This window comes from Bacillus sp. 01N45, from assembly GCF_056399205.1.
Genome location: NZ_JBFTQW010000007.1, coordinates 249,871 through 267,447, shown reverse-complemented (window position 1 = coordinate 267,447; position 17,577 = coordinate 249,871). Strand labels below are relative to the sequence as shown.

At 35.6% G+C, this 17,577-nt stretch carries 20 protein-coding genes; 16 read left to right on the top strand and 4 right to left on the bottom strand.

Translation table 11 applies throughout. The features are described from left to right. The first annotated feature begins 73 nt into the window (after nt 1-73). From cdr to AC1DMU_RS18495, 11 genes are all read left to right on the top strand, one after another. The gene (cdr, locus tag AC1DMU_RS18545) at nt 74-1,738 is read left to right on the top strand and encodes a CoA-disulfide reductase (RefSeq protein ID WP_088062024.1); all 1,665 of its coding nucleotides are present in this window, start codon (nt 74-76) and stop codon (nt 1,736-1,738) included. Between the two features lie 185 nt (nt 1,739-1,923). After that, nucleotides 1,924-2,187, top strand: a complete 264-nt coding sequence (locus AC1DMU_RS18540) for a metal-sensitive transcriptional regulator (protein WP_000456206.1) — start codon at nt 1,924-1,926, stop codon at nt 2,185-2,187. 88 nt (nt 2,188-2,275) lie between these two features. Then, nucleotides 2,276-2,836: a sulfurtransferase TusA family protein gene (locus tag AC1DMU_RS18535; protein ID WP_088062026.1), complete on the top strand. Its 561-nt coding sequence runs from the start codon at nt 2,276-2,278 to the stop codon at nt 2,834-2,836. Nucleotides 2,837-2,874: 38 nt separating this feature from the next. After that, entirely contained in the window at nt 2,875-4,005 is a 1,131-nt protein-coding gene (locus AC1DMU_RS18530; RefSeq protein WP_088062028.1) for an MBL fold metallo-hydrolase, read from the top strand. A 38-nt stretch (nt 4,006-4,043) separates the two neighbouring features. Continuing rightward, nucleotides 4,044-4,271 (top strand): sulfurtransferase TusA family protein, encoded by a 228-nt coding sequence (locus tag AC1DMU_RS18525; RefSeq protein WP_044796320.1) that lies wholly within the window; start codon nt 4,044-4,046, stop codon nt 4,269-4,271. Between the two features lie 24 nt (nt 4,272-4,295). After that, nucleotides 4,296-4,523: a sulfurtransferase TusA family protein gene (locus AC1DMU_RS18520; RefSeq protein WP_000864996.1), complete on the top strand. Its 228-nt coding sequence runs from the start codon at nt 4,296-4,298 to the stop codon at nt 4,521-4,523. A 66-nt stretch (nt 4,524-4,589) separates the two neighbouring features. Beyond that, on the top strand, nt 4,590-4,949 hold the full coding sequence (locus AC1DMU_RS18515; RefSeq protein ID WP_088062030.1) for a sulfurtransferase: 360 nt from the start codon (nt 4,590-4,592) through the stop codon (nt 4,947-4,949). Between the two features lie 4 nt (nt 4,950-4,953). Beyond that, nucleotides 4,954-5,319, top strand: a complete 366-nt coding sequence (locus AC1DMU_RS18510; protein WP_000382694.1) for a rhodanese-like domain-containing protein — start codon at nt 4,954-4,956, stop codon at nt 5,317-5,319. 14 nt (nt 5,320-5,333) lie between these two features. Next, nucleotides 5,334-5,630: a rhodanese-like domain-containing protein gene (locus AC1DMU_RS18505; RefSeq protein ID WP_000661816.1), complete on the top strand. Its 297-nt coding sequence runs from the start codon at nt 5,334-5,336 to the stop codon at nt 5,628-5,630. Between the two features lie 72 nt (nt 5,631-5,702). Continuing rightward, a complete protein-coding gene (locus tag AC1DMU_RS18500) occupies nt 5,703-6,182 on the top strand; it encodes a DsrE/DsrF/DrsH-like family protein (protein ID WP_000437728.1) in 480 nt (159 codons plus the stop codon). Between the two features lie 33 nt (nt 6,183-6,215). Continuing rightward, the gene (locus AC1DMU_RS18495) at nt 6,216-6,980 is read left to right on the top strand and encodes a sulfite exporter TauE/SafE family protein (RefSeq protein ID WP_088062032.1); all 765 of its coding nucleotides are present in this window, start codon (nt 6,216-6,218) and stop codon (nt 6,978-6,980) included. A gap of 81 nt (nt 6,981-7,061) precedes the next feature. Here AC1DMU_RS18495 and AC1DMU_RS18490 read toward each other — a convergent pair whose 3' ends face one another. After that, nucleotides 7,062-7,502 (bottom strand): hypothetical protein, encoded by a 441-nt coding sequence (locus tag AC1DMU_RS18490; protein WP_000642361.1) that lies wholly within the window; start codon nt 7,500-7,502, stop codon nt 7,062-7,064. Nucleotides 7,503-7,650: 148 nt separating this feature from the next. Beyond that, complete coding sequence (locus AC1DMU_RS18485) at nt 7,651-8,859, bottom strand: LCP family protein (protein WP_088062034.1); 1,209 nt, start codon at nt 8,857-8,859, stop codon at nt 7,651-7,653. A gap of 314 nt (nt 8,860-9,173) precedes the next feature. Here AC1DMU_RS18485 and AC1DMU_RS18480 point away from each other — a divergent pair, with 314 nt between their 5' ends. After that, complete coding sequence (locus AC1DMU_RS18480) at nt 9,174-10,172, top strand: YhdH/YhfP family quinone oxidoreductase (RefSeq protein ID WP_088062035.1); 999 nt, start codon at nt 9,174-9,176, stop codon at nt 10,170-10,172. A gap of 33 nt (nt 10,173-10,205) precedes the next feature. Here the strand turns inward: AC1DMU_RS18480 and AC1DMU_RS18475 are convergent, their stop codons facing one another. Together AC1DMU_RS18475 and AC1DMU_RS18470 are read right to left on the bottom strand one after the other, a co-directional pair. Then, the gene (locus AC1DMU_RS18475) at nt 10,206-11,861 is read right to left on the bottom strand and encodes a Na/Pi cotransporter family protein (RefSeq protein ID WP_048545730.1); all 1,656 of its coding nucleotides are present in this window, start codon (nt 11,859-11,861) and stop codon (nt 10,206-10,208) included. Nucleotides 11,862-12,193: 332 nt separating this feature from the next. Next, nucleotides 12,194-13,396 carry an MFS transporter gene (locus AC1DMU_RS18470; protein WP_088062037.1) on the bottom strand — a complete coding sequence of 401 codons (1,203 nt, stop codon included), beginning with the start codon at nt 13,394-13,396 and terminating at the stop codon, nt 12,194-12,196. A gap of 319 nt (nt 13,397-13,715) precedes the next feature. On the opposite strand from AC1DMU_RS18470, the gene AC1DMU_RS18465 reads away from it, so the two are divergent. The 4 genes from AC1DMU_RS18465 (at nt 13,716) to AC1DMU_RS18450 (ending at nt 17,559) form a co-directional block, all read left to right on the top strand. After that, nucleotides 13,716-14,804, top strand: coding sequence for a DUF871 domain-containing protein (locus tag AC1DMU_RS18465; protein WP_001253361.1), 1,089 nt, complete (start codon nt 13,716-13,718; stop codon nt 14,802-14,804). 76 nt (nt 14,805-14,880) lie between these two features. Continuing rightward, nucleotides 14,881-16,821, top strand: a complete 1,941-nt coding sequence (locus tag AC1DMU_RS18460) for a BglG family transcription antiterminator (protein ID WP_088062038.1) — start codon at nt 14,881-14,883, stop codon at nt 16,819-16,821. Between the two features lie 110 nt (nt 16,822-16,931). Further along, the gene (locus AC1DMU_RS18455; protein WP_000131328.1) at nt 16,932-17,252 is read left to right on the top strand and encodes a PTS lactose/cellobiose transporter subunit IIA; all 321 of its coding nucleotides are present in this window, start codon (nt 16,932-16,934) and stop codon (nt 17,250-17,252) included. 1 nt (nt 17,253) lies between these two features. Beyond that, nucleotides 17,254-17,559 carry a PTS sugar transporter subunit IIB gene (locus AC1DMU_RS18450; protein WP_000275638.1) on the top strand — a complete coding sequence of 102 codons (306 nt, stop codon included), beginning with the start codon at nt 17,254-17,256 and terminating at the stop codon, nt 17,557-17,559. Nucleotides 17,560-17,577 lie beyond the last annotated feature (18 nt).

Sequence of the window (17,577 nt, the reverse complement as noted above, 5' to 3'; positions counted from 1 at the left end):
TTATATACCCATACGGGTATAAGTTTTCTGTTTTTGATACATTGAGTAAATAAATCATATGGAGGTTTAAAATATGTCTAGAAAAATTGTTGTAGTAGGTGGAGTTGCGGGCGGGGCATCAGTAGCTGCAAGGCTTCGTCGTTTAAGTGAAGAAGATGAAATTATTATGGTGGAGCGTGGTGAATATATTTCATTTGCGAATTGTGGATTACCATACTACATTGGCGGTGTCATTACAGAAAGACAAAAGTTATTAGTTCAAACTGTTGAAAGAATGTCAAAGCGTTTTAATTTAGATATACGTGTATTGAGTGAAGTAGTAAAGATTAATAAAGAAGAGAAAACAATTACGATAAAGAATGTAACTACAAATGAAACATATAACGAGGAATATGATATTTTAATTCTTTCACCAGGGGCAAAACCAATTGTTCCACCTATTCCAGGTATTGAAGAAGCGAAGGCGTTGTTTACGTTACGAAATGTACCTGATACAGATCGTATTAAAGCGTACATTGATGAGAAGAAACCACATCATGCGACGGTTATTGGTGGCGGATTTATTGGAGTAGAAATGGTTGAAAACTTAAGAGAACGAGGAATTGATGTTACTCTTGTAGAGATGGCAAATCAAGTAATGCCACCAATTGATTATGAAATGGCAGCATATGTGCATGAGCATATGAAAAAGCACAATGTTGAGCTTGTTTTAGAAGATGGTGTAGATGCATTAGAAGAGCACGGGACTGTTGTACGTTTAAAAAGTGGTTCAATCATAAAGACAGATATGATTATTTTAGCAATTGGTGTGCAACCAGAGAGCAGTTTAGCGAAGGATGCAGGGTTAGTACTAGGAGTTAGAGGAACGATAAAGGTAGATGAGAGTTTTCAAACGTCGGACCCGCACATATATGCAATTGGTGATGCGATTGAAGTAAAGGATTTTGTTACAGAAACAGAAACGATGATTCCGTTAGCGTGGCCAGCTAATCGTCAAGGTCGCATGTTAGCAGATATTATTCATGGTCATACGGATTCTTTATATAAAGGTACGATGGGAACTTCTGTAGCTAAAGTTTTTGATTTAACAGTTGCTGCGACGGGAGTAAATGAGAAAATATTAAAACGATTAAATATACCCTATGAGGTAGTACACGTACAGGCGAATTCGCATGCCGGATATTATCCGAATGCGACGCCAGTGTTAATAAAATTAATTTTTAATAAAGAAAGCGGAAAAATGTATGGGGCGCAGGCGTTAGGGCGTGACGGTGTAGATAAGCGTATTGATGTTATTGCAACGGCAATGAAGGCAAACTTAACCGTAATTGATTTGCCAGATTTAGAATTATCATATGCCCCGCCTTATTCTTCTGCAAAAGACCCAGTAAACATGGTGGGGTATGCGGCAAGTAATATAGTAGATGGTTTTGTGGACACAGTACAATGGCATGAGGTAGATCGTATTGTTGAAAATGGTGGATATCTTATTGATGTTCGAGAGCCTAATGAACTCAAACAAGGAATGATTAAAGGTTCTATTAATATCCCCTTAGATGAGTTACGTGATCGTTTGGATGAAGTACCGGTAGATAAAGAAATATATATTACCTGTCAACTTGGTATGAGAGGTTATGTCGCAGCGCGCATGTTAATGGAAAAAGGATATAAGGTAAAGAATGTAGATGGTGGCTTTAAATTGTATGGGACAGTATTACCAGAACGTGTTGCGTATTAATATTTTTTCATCTTCCACTTCAAAATTTAGTGGAAGATGAAAGCTTATGTATTAAGGTTTCACTTTTTGTTTTGTGAATATATAAGATAAACATTAAAAATAGGGGTTTACAAAATACCCTATAGGGTATAATATATTGTCATAGGTTATAAATAGTGACATAATGGTAATGAGGTGATTATAGAATGGAATATAATCAAGATATGAAAAATAGATTGAAACGTATTGAAGGTCAGGTTCGTGGTGTGCTTCGTATGATGGAAGAAGGAAAAGATTGCCGAGAGGTTATTACACAGTTAACGGCATCTCGTTCTGCACTTGATCGTACAATTGGACTTGTTGTGGGAACGAATTTAGAGCAATGTTTGCGTGAGCAGTTTGAAAGCGGTAATGGTTCAAATGAAGAGTTAATTAAAGAAGCTGTTCAATTACTTGTAAAAAGCCGATAATCTGTCAAACATAAGTGTTGACAGATTTTCAAAAACATTTTAATATACCCCTACAGGTATATGTGTATAAATTATGGAGGAATCGACTATGAGTATAAAAGTGGATATGAGTTTAGATTGTAAAGGTTTGGCCTGTCCGATGCCGATTGTGAAGACGAAGAAGGCGATGGAAGGTTTGACATCAGGGCAAGTGATTGAAGTTCAGGCAACAGATAAAGGGTCTACTGTAGATATACAAAGTTGGGCGAGTAAAGTAGGTCATCAGTACATCGGGACGAAACACGAAGGTGATGTATTGATGCATTACGTTAGAAAAGCACACGAGCATGAAGTGAATGAAGTAGTGAAATATCCTCAAACAATTACGAATTCGGAATTGGAAGAGATATTATTAAGTGGTGAAGAGTGTATTGTAGTAGATGTTCGTGAAGCGGCGGAATTCGCTTTTGGTCATATTCCATCGGCTGTTTCCGTGCCGTTAGGGGAATTAGACAGTGCAGCGTTAGATCAGAAGAAGCAAATTTATGTTGTTTGCCGAACTGGTAACCGTAGTGATGTAGCTTGCCACATGTTGAAAGAGAAAGGTTATGCAAATGTGAAAAATGTCATTCCAGGCATGTTAGAGTGGCAAGGCAATGTGGAAAAATAAAATTTTTTAAATAAAAATATACCTATGGGGGTAATGAGATGAACGTTAAACCGTTACAAGCAAAAGATGTTGCAGAGAAAGTTTTATTCGGAGAGTTATTTATTTTAGATGTTCGTAATGAGGCGGATTATGAAGATTGGAAAATTGAAGGAAAAGAAGTTACTTCAATGAATGTGCCGTACTTTGATTTATTAGAGGGTGTAGATCATATTGTAAGTGAACTACCTAAAGATAAAGATGTTTTAGTAGTATGCGCAAAAGAAGGGTCTTCTATATTTGTGGCAGAGCAATTAACAGAGGCTGGATTAGAAAATGTTTATTATTTATCTGGTGGTATGAAGGCTTGGAGTGAATATATAAAGCCTATAAAAGTTGGAGATTTAAAAGATGGCGGAAGTATGTATCAGTTTAACCGTCTTGGAAAAGGTTGCTTATCTTATATGGTCGTTTCAAACGGTGAAGCAGCAGTTATTGATGCAGTAAGAACAGTTGAAGCGTACGAAGAGTTTGCGAAAGAGCATGGTGTTACGATTACGAATGTAATGGATACACATTTACATGCAGACCATATTTCTGGCGGACGTAAGTTAGCGGAAAAAGTAGGTGGTACGTATTGGTTGCCGCCAAAAGATGCGGAGGAAGTTGTGTTCTCATATAAACCACTTGTTGAAGGATCTGTTATTACGGTGGGGGGTACTAAAATTGAAATTGACGCATTATACTCACCGGGGCATACGATTGGAAGTACGTCATTTATTGTAGATGATTCCTATTTATTATCAGGCGATATTTTATTTGTAGATTCAATTGGGCGTCCAGACCTTGCTGGGAAAGCTGAAGATTGGGTAAGTGATTTACGTACTACTTTGTATAGCCGATATAAAGAACTATCTCAAAACTTAGTTGTGTTACCGGCTCATTATTCAAAAATAATTGAAATGGACGAGAGTGGCATTGTTAGTGCTAAATTAAAAGATTTATTTGCGTATAATGCAGGATTAAATATTGAGGATGAGGGAGAGTTTCGTAAAGTTGTAACAGAGAATTTACCACCTCAACCGAATGCATATCAAGAAATTCGTCAAACAAATATGGGGCGATTAAATCCAAGTCAAGACGAAGAGCGTGAAATGGAGATTGGTCCAAACCGTTGTGCTGTTCATAATTAATTCGGTTTCAAATGAAATAAAAATAGGAGGTATATAAGATGAAGGTGAAAGAAGTATTAGATGTAAAAGGATTAGCATGTCCAATGCCAATTGTGAAAACAAAGAAGGCGATGGAAGCATTACAATCGGGGGAAGTTTTAGAAGTACACTTAACAGATAAAGGTGCGATTAAAGATATTCCAGCATGGTCACAAAAAGGCGGTCATGAAGTGTTAAAGCATACAGAAGAAGACGGCGAATTAAAGTTCTGGATTAAGAAAGCTTAATTATAAAAATAGGAGGCATATAAGATGAAAGTGAAAGAAGTATTAGATGTAAAAGGATTAGCATGTCCAATGCCAATTGTAAAAACAAAGAAGGCAATGGAAGCATTACAATCGGGGGAAGTGTTAGAAGTACACTTAACAGATAAAGGTGCGATTAAAGATATTCCAGCATGGTCACAAAAAGGCGGTCATGAAGTGTTAAAACACACGGAAGAATCTGGTGAATTAAAATTCTGGATCAAGAAAGCATAGCAGTTCAATAACAAGTGGAAGATTACATCCTATGCTTATTATTGAAAGTAAAGAGGATAATCATATATGTTTTATATAGTTATATCTCTACTAGTATGGATGCTAGGAATTTTAGTAAAACGTTACATTCCGGTTTTAAACGTTGCATATATTTCGTTAGAACAAGTAAGGAAAATGGAAAGTGTTGTTGTAGATGTACGCAATTATACAGAGAGTCACAGTGATAACACTTCTAGAATTATGTGTATACCGTATGCGTATTTAAAACGGTATTATCATGAAATACCAAATAAGCCTTTGCATCTTATTGTTCATAATAAAGTGGATCGGAATTTAAGTGTTCGTTTTTTAAGAAAGAAAGGGTTCCATATTCAAAGCTATAGTATATATTTGGACGGGAAAAAAGCACAAAAGGAGTTTAAATAGTTTTATGGATGTAAAGACAATATTAAATGTAATCTTAATTGTACTTGTATCGTGGTTTATTATTTCTCGCTTCTTACCAGTTAGAGGAGTAAAAAATATTTCAGGAAAAGATTTAAAACGGATGATGGGGCAAAAGAATAAACAATTTATCGATGTACGTACAGTAGGTGAGTATAGAGGGAATCATATGAAAGGGTTTCAGAATATCCCATTAAATGAGTTAGCTAGTAAAGCAAATCAATTAGATAAAAATAAGGAAGTAATCGTTATTTGTCAGAGCGGGATGAGAAGTAAGCAAGCAGCAAAGGTATTAAAGAAATTAGGATTTCAGCACGTTATCAATGTTTCAGGCGGTATGAATGGTTTGTGAGGAGGAAATTTAAAATGAAAGAAATGACAGTAAAAGAATTAGAAGAAAAATTGTTACGTAAAGAAGCAGTCAATATCGTAGACGTACGTGAAGTAGAAGAAGTTGCCGAGGGGAAAATCCCAGAAGCATGTAATATTCCACTAGGACTATTAGAGTTTCGTATGCATGAGTTGGATAAAAAGAAAGAGTATATTATCGTTTGTCGTTCTGGCGGAAGAAGTGCACGAGCAGTTCAGTTTTTAGAGAGCTACGGTTTTCAAGCAATTAATATGGTAGGTGGTATGTTAGCATGGGAAGGTAAAGTCGTATAGTACAGAGATACATGATTTGAGCCTTTTTATAAATGACAAAATACCCCTATAGGTAATTGGAGGGAGAAAAACATGGAACAACAGAAGAAAACAACAATCGTTTTATTTAGCGGAGATTATGATAAAGCAATGGCTGCTTATATTATTGCAAATGGTGCAGCGGCGTATGATCAAGAGGTAACTATTTTTCATACTTTTTGGGGATTAAATGCTTTAAGGAAAGATGAGCATGTGAAGGTGAAGAAAACTTTCATCGAAAAAGTATTTGGAAAGATGATGCCACGCGGTGCGGATAAGATGGGATTATCAAAAATGAATTTTGCAGGTATGGGACCAAAGATGATTAAAGGTATTATGAAAAAACATAATGCGATGCCTTTACCCGATTTAATCGATTTGGCGAAAGAACAGGGGATTAAACTTGTCGCTTGTCAAATGACAGTAGATTTATTAGGGTTAAAAGAGGAAGAGATTATGGAAGGGGTAGAGTTTGCAGGAGTAGGAGCTTATTTAGCAGATGCTTCGGATGGGAATGTAAACTTATTCATTTAATTCACCTTCTTTTTAGAAGGGAGGGGATGTAAGATGAGCTTAGTCGTATTACTTTTTATAATTGGGTTTATAGGATCGTTTATATCAGGAATGGTTGGAATTGGCGGTGCGATTATTAATTATCCGATGATCTTATACATTCCGGTATTGCTGGGGTTTACTGGCTATACGTCACATGAAGTAAGTGGTATTACAGCGGTTCAAGTATTCTTTGCAACTTTTGCAGGGGCATGGGCCTATCGGAAAAGTAATGATATGGATAAAACACTAGTTGTGTATATGGGAGCTAGTATATTAATAGGAAGTTTCATAGGGAGTTTTGGTGCTAACGTATTAGCGGAACATACGGTCAATGTTGTTTATGCAGCGTTAGCAACAATAGCTGCTATTATGATGTTTGTCCCGAAACGAAATAATAGTGGTGAAGTGACATATAATAAATGGTTAGCAAGTTTGTTAGCATTTATTGTAGGCGGAGCATCAGGCATTATAGGTGCTGGAGGTTCTTTCTTATTAGTTCCCATTATGCTGGTCATTTTAAAATTGCCGATACGTACAACAATAGCAACATCTATCGCAATTACGTTTATTTCCTCAGTAGGAATTACGACTGGAAAAGTAATAACTGGGCAAGTAGTTGTAATTCCAGCTCTTATTATCGCGATTGCAAGTATCTTTGCTGCGCCGCTTGGAGTGCGAGTCGGGAAGAGGATCAATCAAAAAGCATTGCAATATATGTTATCGATTTTGATTGTAGGCACTGCTGTTAAGATGTGGATTGATATGATATCGAAATAAAAGGATGGTGCTGCTTGCAGCTCATCCTTTTATTTATGCCGCTATTTGAAGGTAGTAAACGCCTGATTGGTGCAGGCTGATTTATGCCCAAATAACTTTCATTAAGTTTTTATATTCGTCATTTGCTAATTTATATAGCATTCTCGTATGTTCAAAGACAAGTGCTGGATTAAAGTTTGGTTCTGAGAATGCAAGCGATGCTGAAATATCAATTGCATTTTGCTTGTTTAATGTGAATTTTGCAAATCGATAAGATGTGTTTAATTCATTGATAACATGCAAAATATCATTTGTTGATGTTGCATCAGGTACGTGAGCAACATTGAAGCAGTATATATCCACAGTAGGATGTTCGTTTTGGAAAGCAGCGATAAGTTGAATTTTTGCGCCAGCTTCTGTTTCTAAGCCTACTGAAAAATGAACAGAACCATCATTTTCATCTATATTTTCTTCCATGTATATATCGTTGGATTTTAAGTAGTCTTTAAAATCTGAGATGTTATGTTTTACTGCAGCTTTCATATGTATGAGCCCCCTGATAATTGGAATAGATTGCTACTATTTATTATAATTTAAAAATATTAAAAAAGATAGTTAGAAAGTTCTGATTTTTGATTTAGAAGAAATAAAAAGAAGCAGTACTCTACCTCCATAGAGAACTGCTTCTTTTTTATTCATTGTCGTTAGACGATGCTTCTGTATCTTCACTGCTATTTTTATTCTTATTTTTCACTTCATTGTTACTTGATTCGCGTTCACTTGAATTTTCAGACTTAGATTCTTTTGTTTTCTCTGTGCTTGTTTTCTTCGAATCAGAGTCTGTTTTTGTATATGCAGGTAATCCAAGGTGAGCGCGAAGCCCGTTTGTTACATTTGCTAATTCTTTTTTATCTGGATTGTAGTAATATGTTCGGCCGCCGCCAGCAGATTTGCTACATGTATCGTCACCTTTTTCCATATAGCAGTCTTCACCTTGAATTTGTAATTTCTCAATTTCCGAATCCGATCCGTACTTATAGAATGAAAGCATATCATCGAATGTTAAGTTCGTAACGAATTGGCCGTTAATATCATCAATGATGTTACCAACTTTTGTTACAGATCCAACGCTTGTTAGTTTCTTTAAAATAGCTTCAATAACGAGCTGTTGGCGTTGTCCACGCATTGCATCACTATCGATGTGGCGCGTTCTAGCAAGGGCAAGAGCTTCTTCACTATTTAGCTTTTGAACACCTTTCTTCAGGTGAATCGCATCAGCAGTATCATTACTATCTTGTTCAGTAAATTCAACTGGTACATCGACTTCAATACCACCTAAATCGTCGACAATTTTCATAAATGACTTGAAGTTAAACTTTACAAAGTAATCAACGGGAACATTCATTAATTTTTCAACTGCATCAATGCTTGCTTGGGGTCCACCATCTTTTCCGTTTTTAGTAGAACCGTATGCATGAGCGTGTGTAATTTTATCTTTTTTCTTTTCCACTGGGATATAAGTATATGTATCTCGTGGAATACTTAATAGTTTTACAGTTTTGCTATCTTTATTAAACGTTGCAAGTAGTAGTGCATCCGTTCTTATAGCTTCTCCATATTCTTTCCCGCGGACATCGCTTTCATCAACACCCATGATTAAGACGGAGACGTTATTTGTGATAGGTTTTACAGCTTTATCACGTAAATCAGATTTATCACCGCGCGCTAAATCGTGTGCGGCATTTCGAACAGCAGAAGATGCTTTATTTACTAAAAACCAAGTATAACCGCCACCTATTATTAAAAAGAATAGAATAACGCTTATAATAATTTTTGTTTTTTTCCTACTTTTTTTCGGTTTACTGCGTGTATTTTCTTGCAAAGATGGGTTTTGCTCCATTTCCTGTACTCCTTCATTTGGATTGAAATACGACACTCACATCCACTTATTATAATGAAATTTGACGAAAAAAGACATTACAAATCATTTACATTTCGTAAAAATTCAATATATTTATAAAAAGTCAGATTTTCTATATTTTATTTTTCAGATGTAGAATAAGTATAAGTTGTTTTAGTGGAAATGAAAACATGTATTGTGAGAAAGTGATAGAGAAGTAAGATTTGTTGAAATATAGCCAAGAAGAAATGAGTAGGTTTACTGGTTTCTTCTATATAATAAAGAAGAATTTTACGGATAAAGGAGCGGGCATAGTGAATCATACATCATTCCGAGCAATCGTTGTGAACGAAACAGAAAGTAAGCAGTTTGTAAGAAACATTGTAGAGAGAGAAGTAAGTAGTTTACCTGAGGGGGACGTATTAATACAGGTTCACTATTCTTCATTAAATTATAAAGATGCGCTTTCAGCCACGGGTAATAAAGGTGTTACGAGAACATATCCTCATACGCCAGGAATTGATGCAGCAGGAGAAGTTGTGAGTAGTGAAGGGGAAACCATTAAGGTAGGAGATCAAGTCATTGTAACGGGATATGATTTAGGTATGAATACTTCTGGTGGTTTCGGAGAATATATTCGCGTGCCAGCATCTTGGATCACCCCTTTACCAGAGGGAATGTCATTAAAGGAAAGTATGATGTACGGGACAGCAGGTTTTACAGCTGCTTTATCAGTATATAAGCTTATTGGAGCAGGCATAACGCCTAGTATGGGAGATGTTTTAGTAACGGGTGCCACAGGCGGCGTAGGGAGTGTAGCTGTTAGTATTTTAAGTAAGCTAGGATTTAACGTAGTAGGAGCGACAGGGAAAATGGAAGAGGAAGAGATGCTACTACGTCTAGGAGCGAAACAAGTGATTCATCGTACGGAGTTGAATGATGAATCAGGAAGACCAATGTTAAAAGGGATATACGCCGGGGTTATCGATACTGTAGGTGGACATATGCTAGAAACCGCTTTAAAAACGGTAAAGTATGGTGGTTGTGTAACGACATGCGGTAATGTGGCAGGGCAGGAGTTACAAACAACGGTATATCCGTTTATTTTGCGAGGTATAAGTCTTTTAGGAATAGATTCTGTGCAATGCCCAGTGGATGTGAGAAGAAATGTGTGGACGCTCTTAGCAAGTGAATGGGAAAATAATGAGTTACTATCTTATACAGAAGAATGTACATTGGAAGAGTTAGATGAAAGGTTTACACTTATATTGCAAGGAAAGTTAAAAGGAAGAACGGTTGTAAATATGAAATAAAAAAGAGACGCTAACTTAAGCGTCTCTTTTTTATTATAATGATTGTTTTAAATTGATTTTACCTTGTTCACCTAAAACACCATCAGCGATATTTACAGCGTGATCACCGATACGCTCTAAGTTACTTACCATATCAACGTAGATGATACTTGCATCACCTGAACAGCTACGTTCATTCAGACGTAATACGTGACGTTTACGAAGAACACGTTCCATTTGGTCAATTTTACGTTCTTTTGCAATAACCGTTTGAGCTAGTTCAGTGTCGAAGTTAGTTAAAGCATTGATTGCATCTTGTAATGTTGAAATTGTTAACTCAAGCATTTCATTTAATTCAGCTAGTGCTTCGTCTGATAGTGAAACACGATGTGAAATTTGGAAATCTACAAGTTCTACAAGGTTTTCTACATGATCACCGACACGTTCAATATCTCCAACGACACCTGCTAGCACCGAATGCTTTTCAGAGTCTGTAGGTGAAAGTGGTTTTTCTGATAGTAAAACTAAATACTCGATAATTTTTTTATCTAAATTGTTAATAGCTCCTTCTAATTGAGTAGCCATATCAGCGTGTTTTTTGTCTTGTGTATTTAAAAATTGATTCGCTTCTTTTAATCCGTGTAATGAAAACTCAGCCATACGGATGATTTCTTTTTGAGCTTCTGTTAAAGCAATAGCTGGAGATTGCTCAATAAAGATTGGGTTTAAATGTTGCGGTTTGAAGTTAATAGATGAATCTTCACCACGAATGATTTTTGTTACGATCCATGCTAATACTGCAATGAATGGGAACTGAATAATTGTATTCGTTACGTTAAATGTTCCGTGTGCAAATGCAATTGTCATTTCTGGATTTAAATTTAATGACGTTTGGAAATATTGAATTAAACTTGTAAATGGTATTAATATAATCGTAAAGATAAGGGTACCGATAATATTAAAGATAACGTGAACTAATGCTGCACGTCTTGCAGCAATTGAAGTACCGATTGCTGCTAATACTGCTGTAATTGTCGTACCGATATTATCACCGAATAATACAGGAAGAGCAGCTTGTAAATCAATAGCACCTTGACCGAATAGTTCTTGTAAAATACCGATTGTTGCGCTTGAGCTTTGTACAATTAAAGTGAACACTGTACCGACAATAATTCCTAAAATTGGATTGTCACTCATGCTAACCATTAACTCTTGGAATGCCTCTAAAGAACGAAGAGGTTTCATACCTGCGCTCATTAATTCTAAACCGAAGAATAACATACCAAAACCAAATACAACTTGACCTACAGAATGTACTTTTTTATTTTTAAAGAAGAATAGCAAAATTGCTCCAACTGCCATAACTGGGAGAGCGTATTCTCCGATTTTAATTCCGATAATAAATGCAGTAACTGTCGTACCGATGTTCGCACCCATAATAACACCGATTGCTTGTCTTAATGTCATAAATCCGGCACTTACAAGTCCGACTGTTAAAGCGGTTGTTCCTGAACTTGATTGGATTAATACAGTAACTAACATACCTGCTAGCACACCCATAAGTGGGTTTGTTGTAAAGCGATCTAAAATATCGCGAAGACGATCTCCAGCTGCTTGTTGCAGTCCATCGCCCATGTATTTAATACCGAATAAGAAAATACCTAATCCACCAATGAACTGGAAGATCATATCTTGAATATTGTATTCCACGCATTCCACTCCTTAAATTTCATGTACGATGTAATTATTAACTAAACCTTGAGGCACTGTAAACGGTTTGCTAGTAAAATTTACACTAACTTTACAAAGGGGCAAAAAGTTTACAATTCTTTAAAGAAGCAGCTGTATTTTATTGGTTTTCATCTTGTATAAATCTTAATTTTGTAAATAAATCACACTTTTTAGAATAGTATTGTTCAGGTGGATATGAAGGAAGGCGTCTGCGAGTTCATCGTATATTTTTTGATGAAAGTTAAAAAAATATGTAGGAAAATGCATGTAGTTTTATAACAGCAAAAATACGATAAAAAAAGCCACTGAAATTATCCAGCAGCTTTTTCTCTGTTTTTATCTCCATGCTTTTGCTTTCTTATACTTGTAATGTAAATGAATAGGAAAGCAATAAGTAATAGAGAGGAATATCGATATACAGTTGCATAGTTGGTAAAGTGTGCAATGAATCCAAATATAATTGCGCCAGCGCCAATGCCGAGGTCAAATGCTGAGAAGAATGTAGCTGTTGCGACTCCTCGTCGGTGTGGTGCTACTCGGTCGATCATCCATGCTTGTAGTGCAGGTTGAATCGCTCCAAAACCACTTCCGTAGCATGCTGCTGCAATAATTAAACTCGGAATTGTAGTTGTATACGACAATAAAATAATACCTGTAAACGTAATGATAACCCCTGGAATAATAACGAATGCATGACCTTTCGCATCGTATAACTTTCCAGAAAACGGACGAGTGACAGCGATTGCAAGTGCATTAAATAAGAAGAAGAGGCTTATATCAGCAATTCCGACTTCCGTAGCAAATAATGTAATAAAGCTCCCGATTCCGCCGTACATTAATGTAATACATAATATTAATAAGGAAGGAAGTAAAGCTTTGCGCTCAATAAATCCATCGAGAAAATTACCAGATGTTTGCTGTGGTGGTTGCGGCGATTTTTTGATTTGAAGTAGTTTCGTTAATATTAATGAAACAATTGTACATGAAAGTGCACATAAAAAAAGAATCGTGAAGTTATATGTTTGCATGAGCCAAAGTCCGATAAGTGGACCGAGCGCCATTGCAATCGTTCCAGAAAGACCGAAATATCCCATGCCTTCGCCGCGACGAGCTTGCGGAATTAAATCTGAAACGACAGTTCCATATGTAGTCGTTGTAATACCAAAGCCAGCTCCGTGTAAAATTCGCACGGCAAGCAATAGGAAGACGGTTGAAGCGAAAAGATAACTACCCATAGCGAGTAAACAAATAGCAGTACCGATCATTAAAATGATTTTTTTGTTGAATTTTTGCAAGGCGTTTCCAGTCAGTGGTCGAACAAAAAGTGCCGCCACGGTAAACATGCCTACAACAAATCCGATATTAGAACTTGTGCCGCCAATTTCTTTCACATAAACAGGTAAAGTAGGAATTAACATTTGAAACCCTAAAAACATACATAAGTTTGCAAAAATTAAAGCGACAAACTCTTTCGTCCATAACGATTCTCGTTTTACGAGTATTGCTTCTCCCATATATTCATCCCCTATATAAAATTTTCTCTTTTCTTTCGAGTATATGTATTGGTCAATGTAACAGTCAAGGAAGGTGCCTTGAAAACGTATAACAATTTTTGCGGTGAAAAAACTGACAAATTTGTGTAAAAGCTACACAACTATGAAAAAAAGATGTAAAGTATAGATGTATAGACTTGTAGTTGTTATGAATGATAGAAGTTGTTTTTTCTTTAAAGAAAGCGGATTCAAAAAGTAGTGAATGAGAAGGGGATATATACTTTTTCACTACACATATTTGAAAAGGTTTACAAAACAATGAAGAAAGAGGCGTGTACATATGAGACGATTAGGTATTTCTATTTATCCAGAACATTCAACAGTAGAGAAAGATAAGGAATATTTAACATTAGCAAGTAAATACGGATTTACTCGTGTATTCACATGCTTATTGTCTGTAGATGGAGAAAAAGAGAAAATTATAGAAGAGTTTAAAGAAACGATCTCTCATGCAAATGCATTAGGGTTTCAAGTATTAGTTGATATTAGTCCGTCTGTTTTTACACAATTAGGTATTTCATATAATGATTTATCTTTCTTCCATGAGTTAGGAGCGTACGGTATTCGTTTAGATGTTGGATTCTCTGGTTTAGAAGAATCGATTATGACTTACAATCCATACGGCTTAAAAATTGAAATTAATATGAGTAACGGTACGAAATATGTAGATAACATTATGAGCCATAGACCAAATCGTGAAAATTTAATTGGTTGCCATAATTTTTATCCGCATCGTTATTCAGGATTATCATACGATCATTTCATTAAATGCTCGAAACAATTTAAAGATTACGGTATGAGAACGGCTGCGTTTATTTCATCATTTGATGCAACGTACGGACCTTGGCCAGTAACAGAAGGGTTATGTACGTTAGAGCAGCATCGTGAATTACCGATGACAACACAAGCGAAGCATTTATTTGCGACAGAATTAATTGATGATGTTATTATTGCGAACGCGTATGCATCAGCAGAAGAATTACAAGCACTAGGTGCATTAAATAAAGAGAAACAAACATTTGATATAGGATTATATGATACAACAACAGAACTAGAAAAAATTATCGTATTAGACGAGCCTCATTTTTACCGCGGAGATGTATCTGAATATATGATTCGCTCGACACAAAGTCGTGTGAAATATAAGAAAGAAGAGTTCAAACCGCATAATACACGCGAAATTAAACGCGGTGATCTTTTAATTGATAATGAACAGTATGGTCAATATAAAGGTGAATTACAAATTGCGTTAAAAGATATGGTGAACACAGGAAAAACAAATGTAGTTGGCCGAATTGTAGAAGAAGAAATTTTCTTATTAGATTATTTACAAGCATGGGATAAATTCGGATTTACATTAAAGAAATAGATAAAATGAAAAAGGAAAAAACTACTGACCTCAGCAGCTTTTTCCTTTTTATATATAAATTGTGAGAGGAAGAGCTATGACAAAAGTGCATCAGCGATTAATTTCTATTTTAGAGGAGTTTTTAGAAGAGAAGTCGATGTTAAATCGAGCGTTTCTAGCGAGCCGTTTACATGTATCAACGAAGACGATTCAAAAAGATATAAAATTATTAAATGATATATTGGAAGAAAACGGAGCGAAAATTGAATCGCAAAGAGGGACTGGATACGAACTAGAAATTATACAGGCGAAGAAATTTGAAGAGTTTTGCTTGAGTCTATTTCAAAAACAGACTGAAAAGATCCCGACTTCTTATGAAGAAAGGATAGCGTACATTCTGCAACGTATTGTAACGACAGAGGGGTATGTGAAGCTTTCACAGTTAGCAGAGGAGATTTATGTGAGTAAATCGACTGTAAATTTAATTATGAAAGATGTGACAGATATATGTGGTCGCTATCAATTACAAATTGAAAAGAGACCGTATTATGGTATACGTATTGTGGGAGAGGAGTTTCATATTCGGTCTTGTTTATCACAATATGGTTTACCGCGCTATGATCATACTCCGTTTCATGAGCAATTTGAGCAGAGGGATACATATTTATCGTTACCTCATATCACACTTATCCGTTCGGTTATCTTAAAGTATATCGAGGGAGGAACGATATATTTATCAGATATAGAAATTGATAATTTAGTCATTCATATTGCAATTGCAATAAGGCGTTGTGAAGATCAACATTATATGAAAGGACTGAATGCGGAGCAATCAGAACTCATAATAAAGAAAGAGTATACAATTGCGAAAGAGATTGTAGGGGATTTAGAGAAAGAGTTGCATCTTTCATTTCCAGAAGAAGAAGTTTTATATGTGACGATGCATTTATTGAGTACTGCTGTTACAGCGAGAGATCGTTATGAAAATGTGGAAGAACTATTAGGGAAAGATCTATATGCATTTATGCAACATATTCTTTTTAAAGTAGCGGAAGAACGGAATCTTATTTTTTATTATGATGAAGAATTATTATTTGGATTTGGTGTTCATTTAAAAACGTTATTAAACCGTTTGAAGTATAAGTTAAATACGAGAAATCCTCTTTTGGCAGAAGTGAAAAAGAATTATCCGTATGCTTTTGAAATTGCGGTTCTCGTTGGAGATATAATTGGTGAATATACGGGAGAATCGATTCCGGAAAGTGAAATTGGTTATATTGCGATTCACTTTGGCGGAGCGATGAGTCGTTTACAGGAACAGAATCAAAAGAAAAGATGTTTACTAGTTTGTGCGACTGGTCAAGGAAGCGCCCAGCTATTGAAATATAAAATTTTATCACAGTTCCGAGATAAATTAGAGATTGTAGGGATTACAGGTTATTATCAATTGAAAGTGGAAGACCTTTATAAAGATAAAATAGATTGTATTATTAGTACGATTCATATACCGAGTGGTTTGCCTGTGCCTGTTATAAAAGTGAACTCAATATTTGATGATAAAGAGATTAAGTCAATCGGTCAGCAGTTGTTTACGCATGTGAATACTAGTGTGCAGCAGTATATAAAGGAAGATTTAATCTTTTTAAATCATAGTGCTTCTACGAAGGAAGAGGTTATCCAGTTTTTATGTGAGAAAGCTGCTGAGAAAAACTATGTACTAGAAAACTTTTATGATTCTGTTATGGAAAGAGAAAATACATCTCCGACAGCGGTTGGGAATTTAGTTGCGATTCCTCATCCGATGCAGTTATTAAGTGAGAAAACATTTTTGATGTTTTGTACACTTGATAAGTCCGTTGACTGGGGAGATAAAAAAGTACAAGTTATTATTTTATTTAGTGTAAAGCGCAATAATAGTGAAGATTTACAAAAGCTTTATGATTTTTTATATGATATTATGTCTAGTCAGCATACGATAGAGAAATTAACTCAGGCTGGAATGATTGAAGAATTTCAAGAGATTTTACTATCGTTTTGAAAAAGTATATAAAAACTTCCGTTACATAACGGAAGTTTTTTATGTTTAATTGTATGCGTTTTCATAATAAGATAACAATATAGAAAAAAGATAGCTTGGGGGAATTTAAAATGACTGATATGCAAACTCCATTTGCGTTAATTTTACATGGTGGCAATGCGAGAAGCGCAGCGCTTGAAGCAATTGCTTTTGCAAGACAAGGAGATTTTGAGAATGCTAGTGAAAAGATGACACTTGCTAGTGAAGAGATTTCAGCAGCTCATCGCATTCAAACAGACTTAATTCAAGAAGAAGCAAGAGGAAATCATGCAGAAATCAGTTTACTGTTAGTGCATGCACAAGATCATTTAATGAATGCAATTACAGTGAAAGAACTTGCTGAAGAATTTATTACTCTTCATAAACGAGTGGAAGAGAAAGTGACAGTATAAGATGTACATTTTATTATGTTGTGCAGCAGGCATGTCAACGAGTATGGTCGTAAGAAAAATGCAAGAAGAGGCAAAGAAACAAGGGAAGGATTATAAAATTAAAGCAGTTGATTCAGAACTTGTGAAACTGGAAATAAAAAATGCTGATGTTGTTTTAATCGGACCACAAGTGAAGTATTTGTTTCCAGCGGTACAGTTTCTTGCGAAGTCATACGATATACCGGTTGCAATAATAGAACAAAGAGATTATGGCATGTGTGACGGTTTAAAAGTACTGAAACAAGCAGAACAATTAGTTTTAGCATAATTATATTTTTTTAAATAT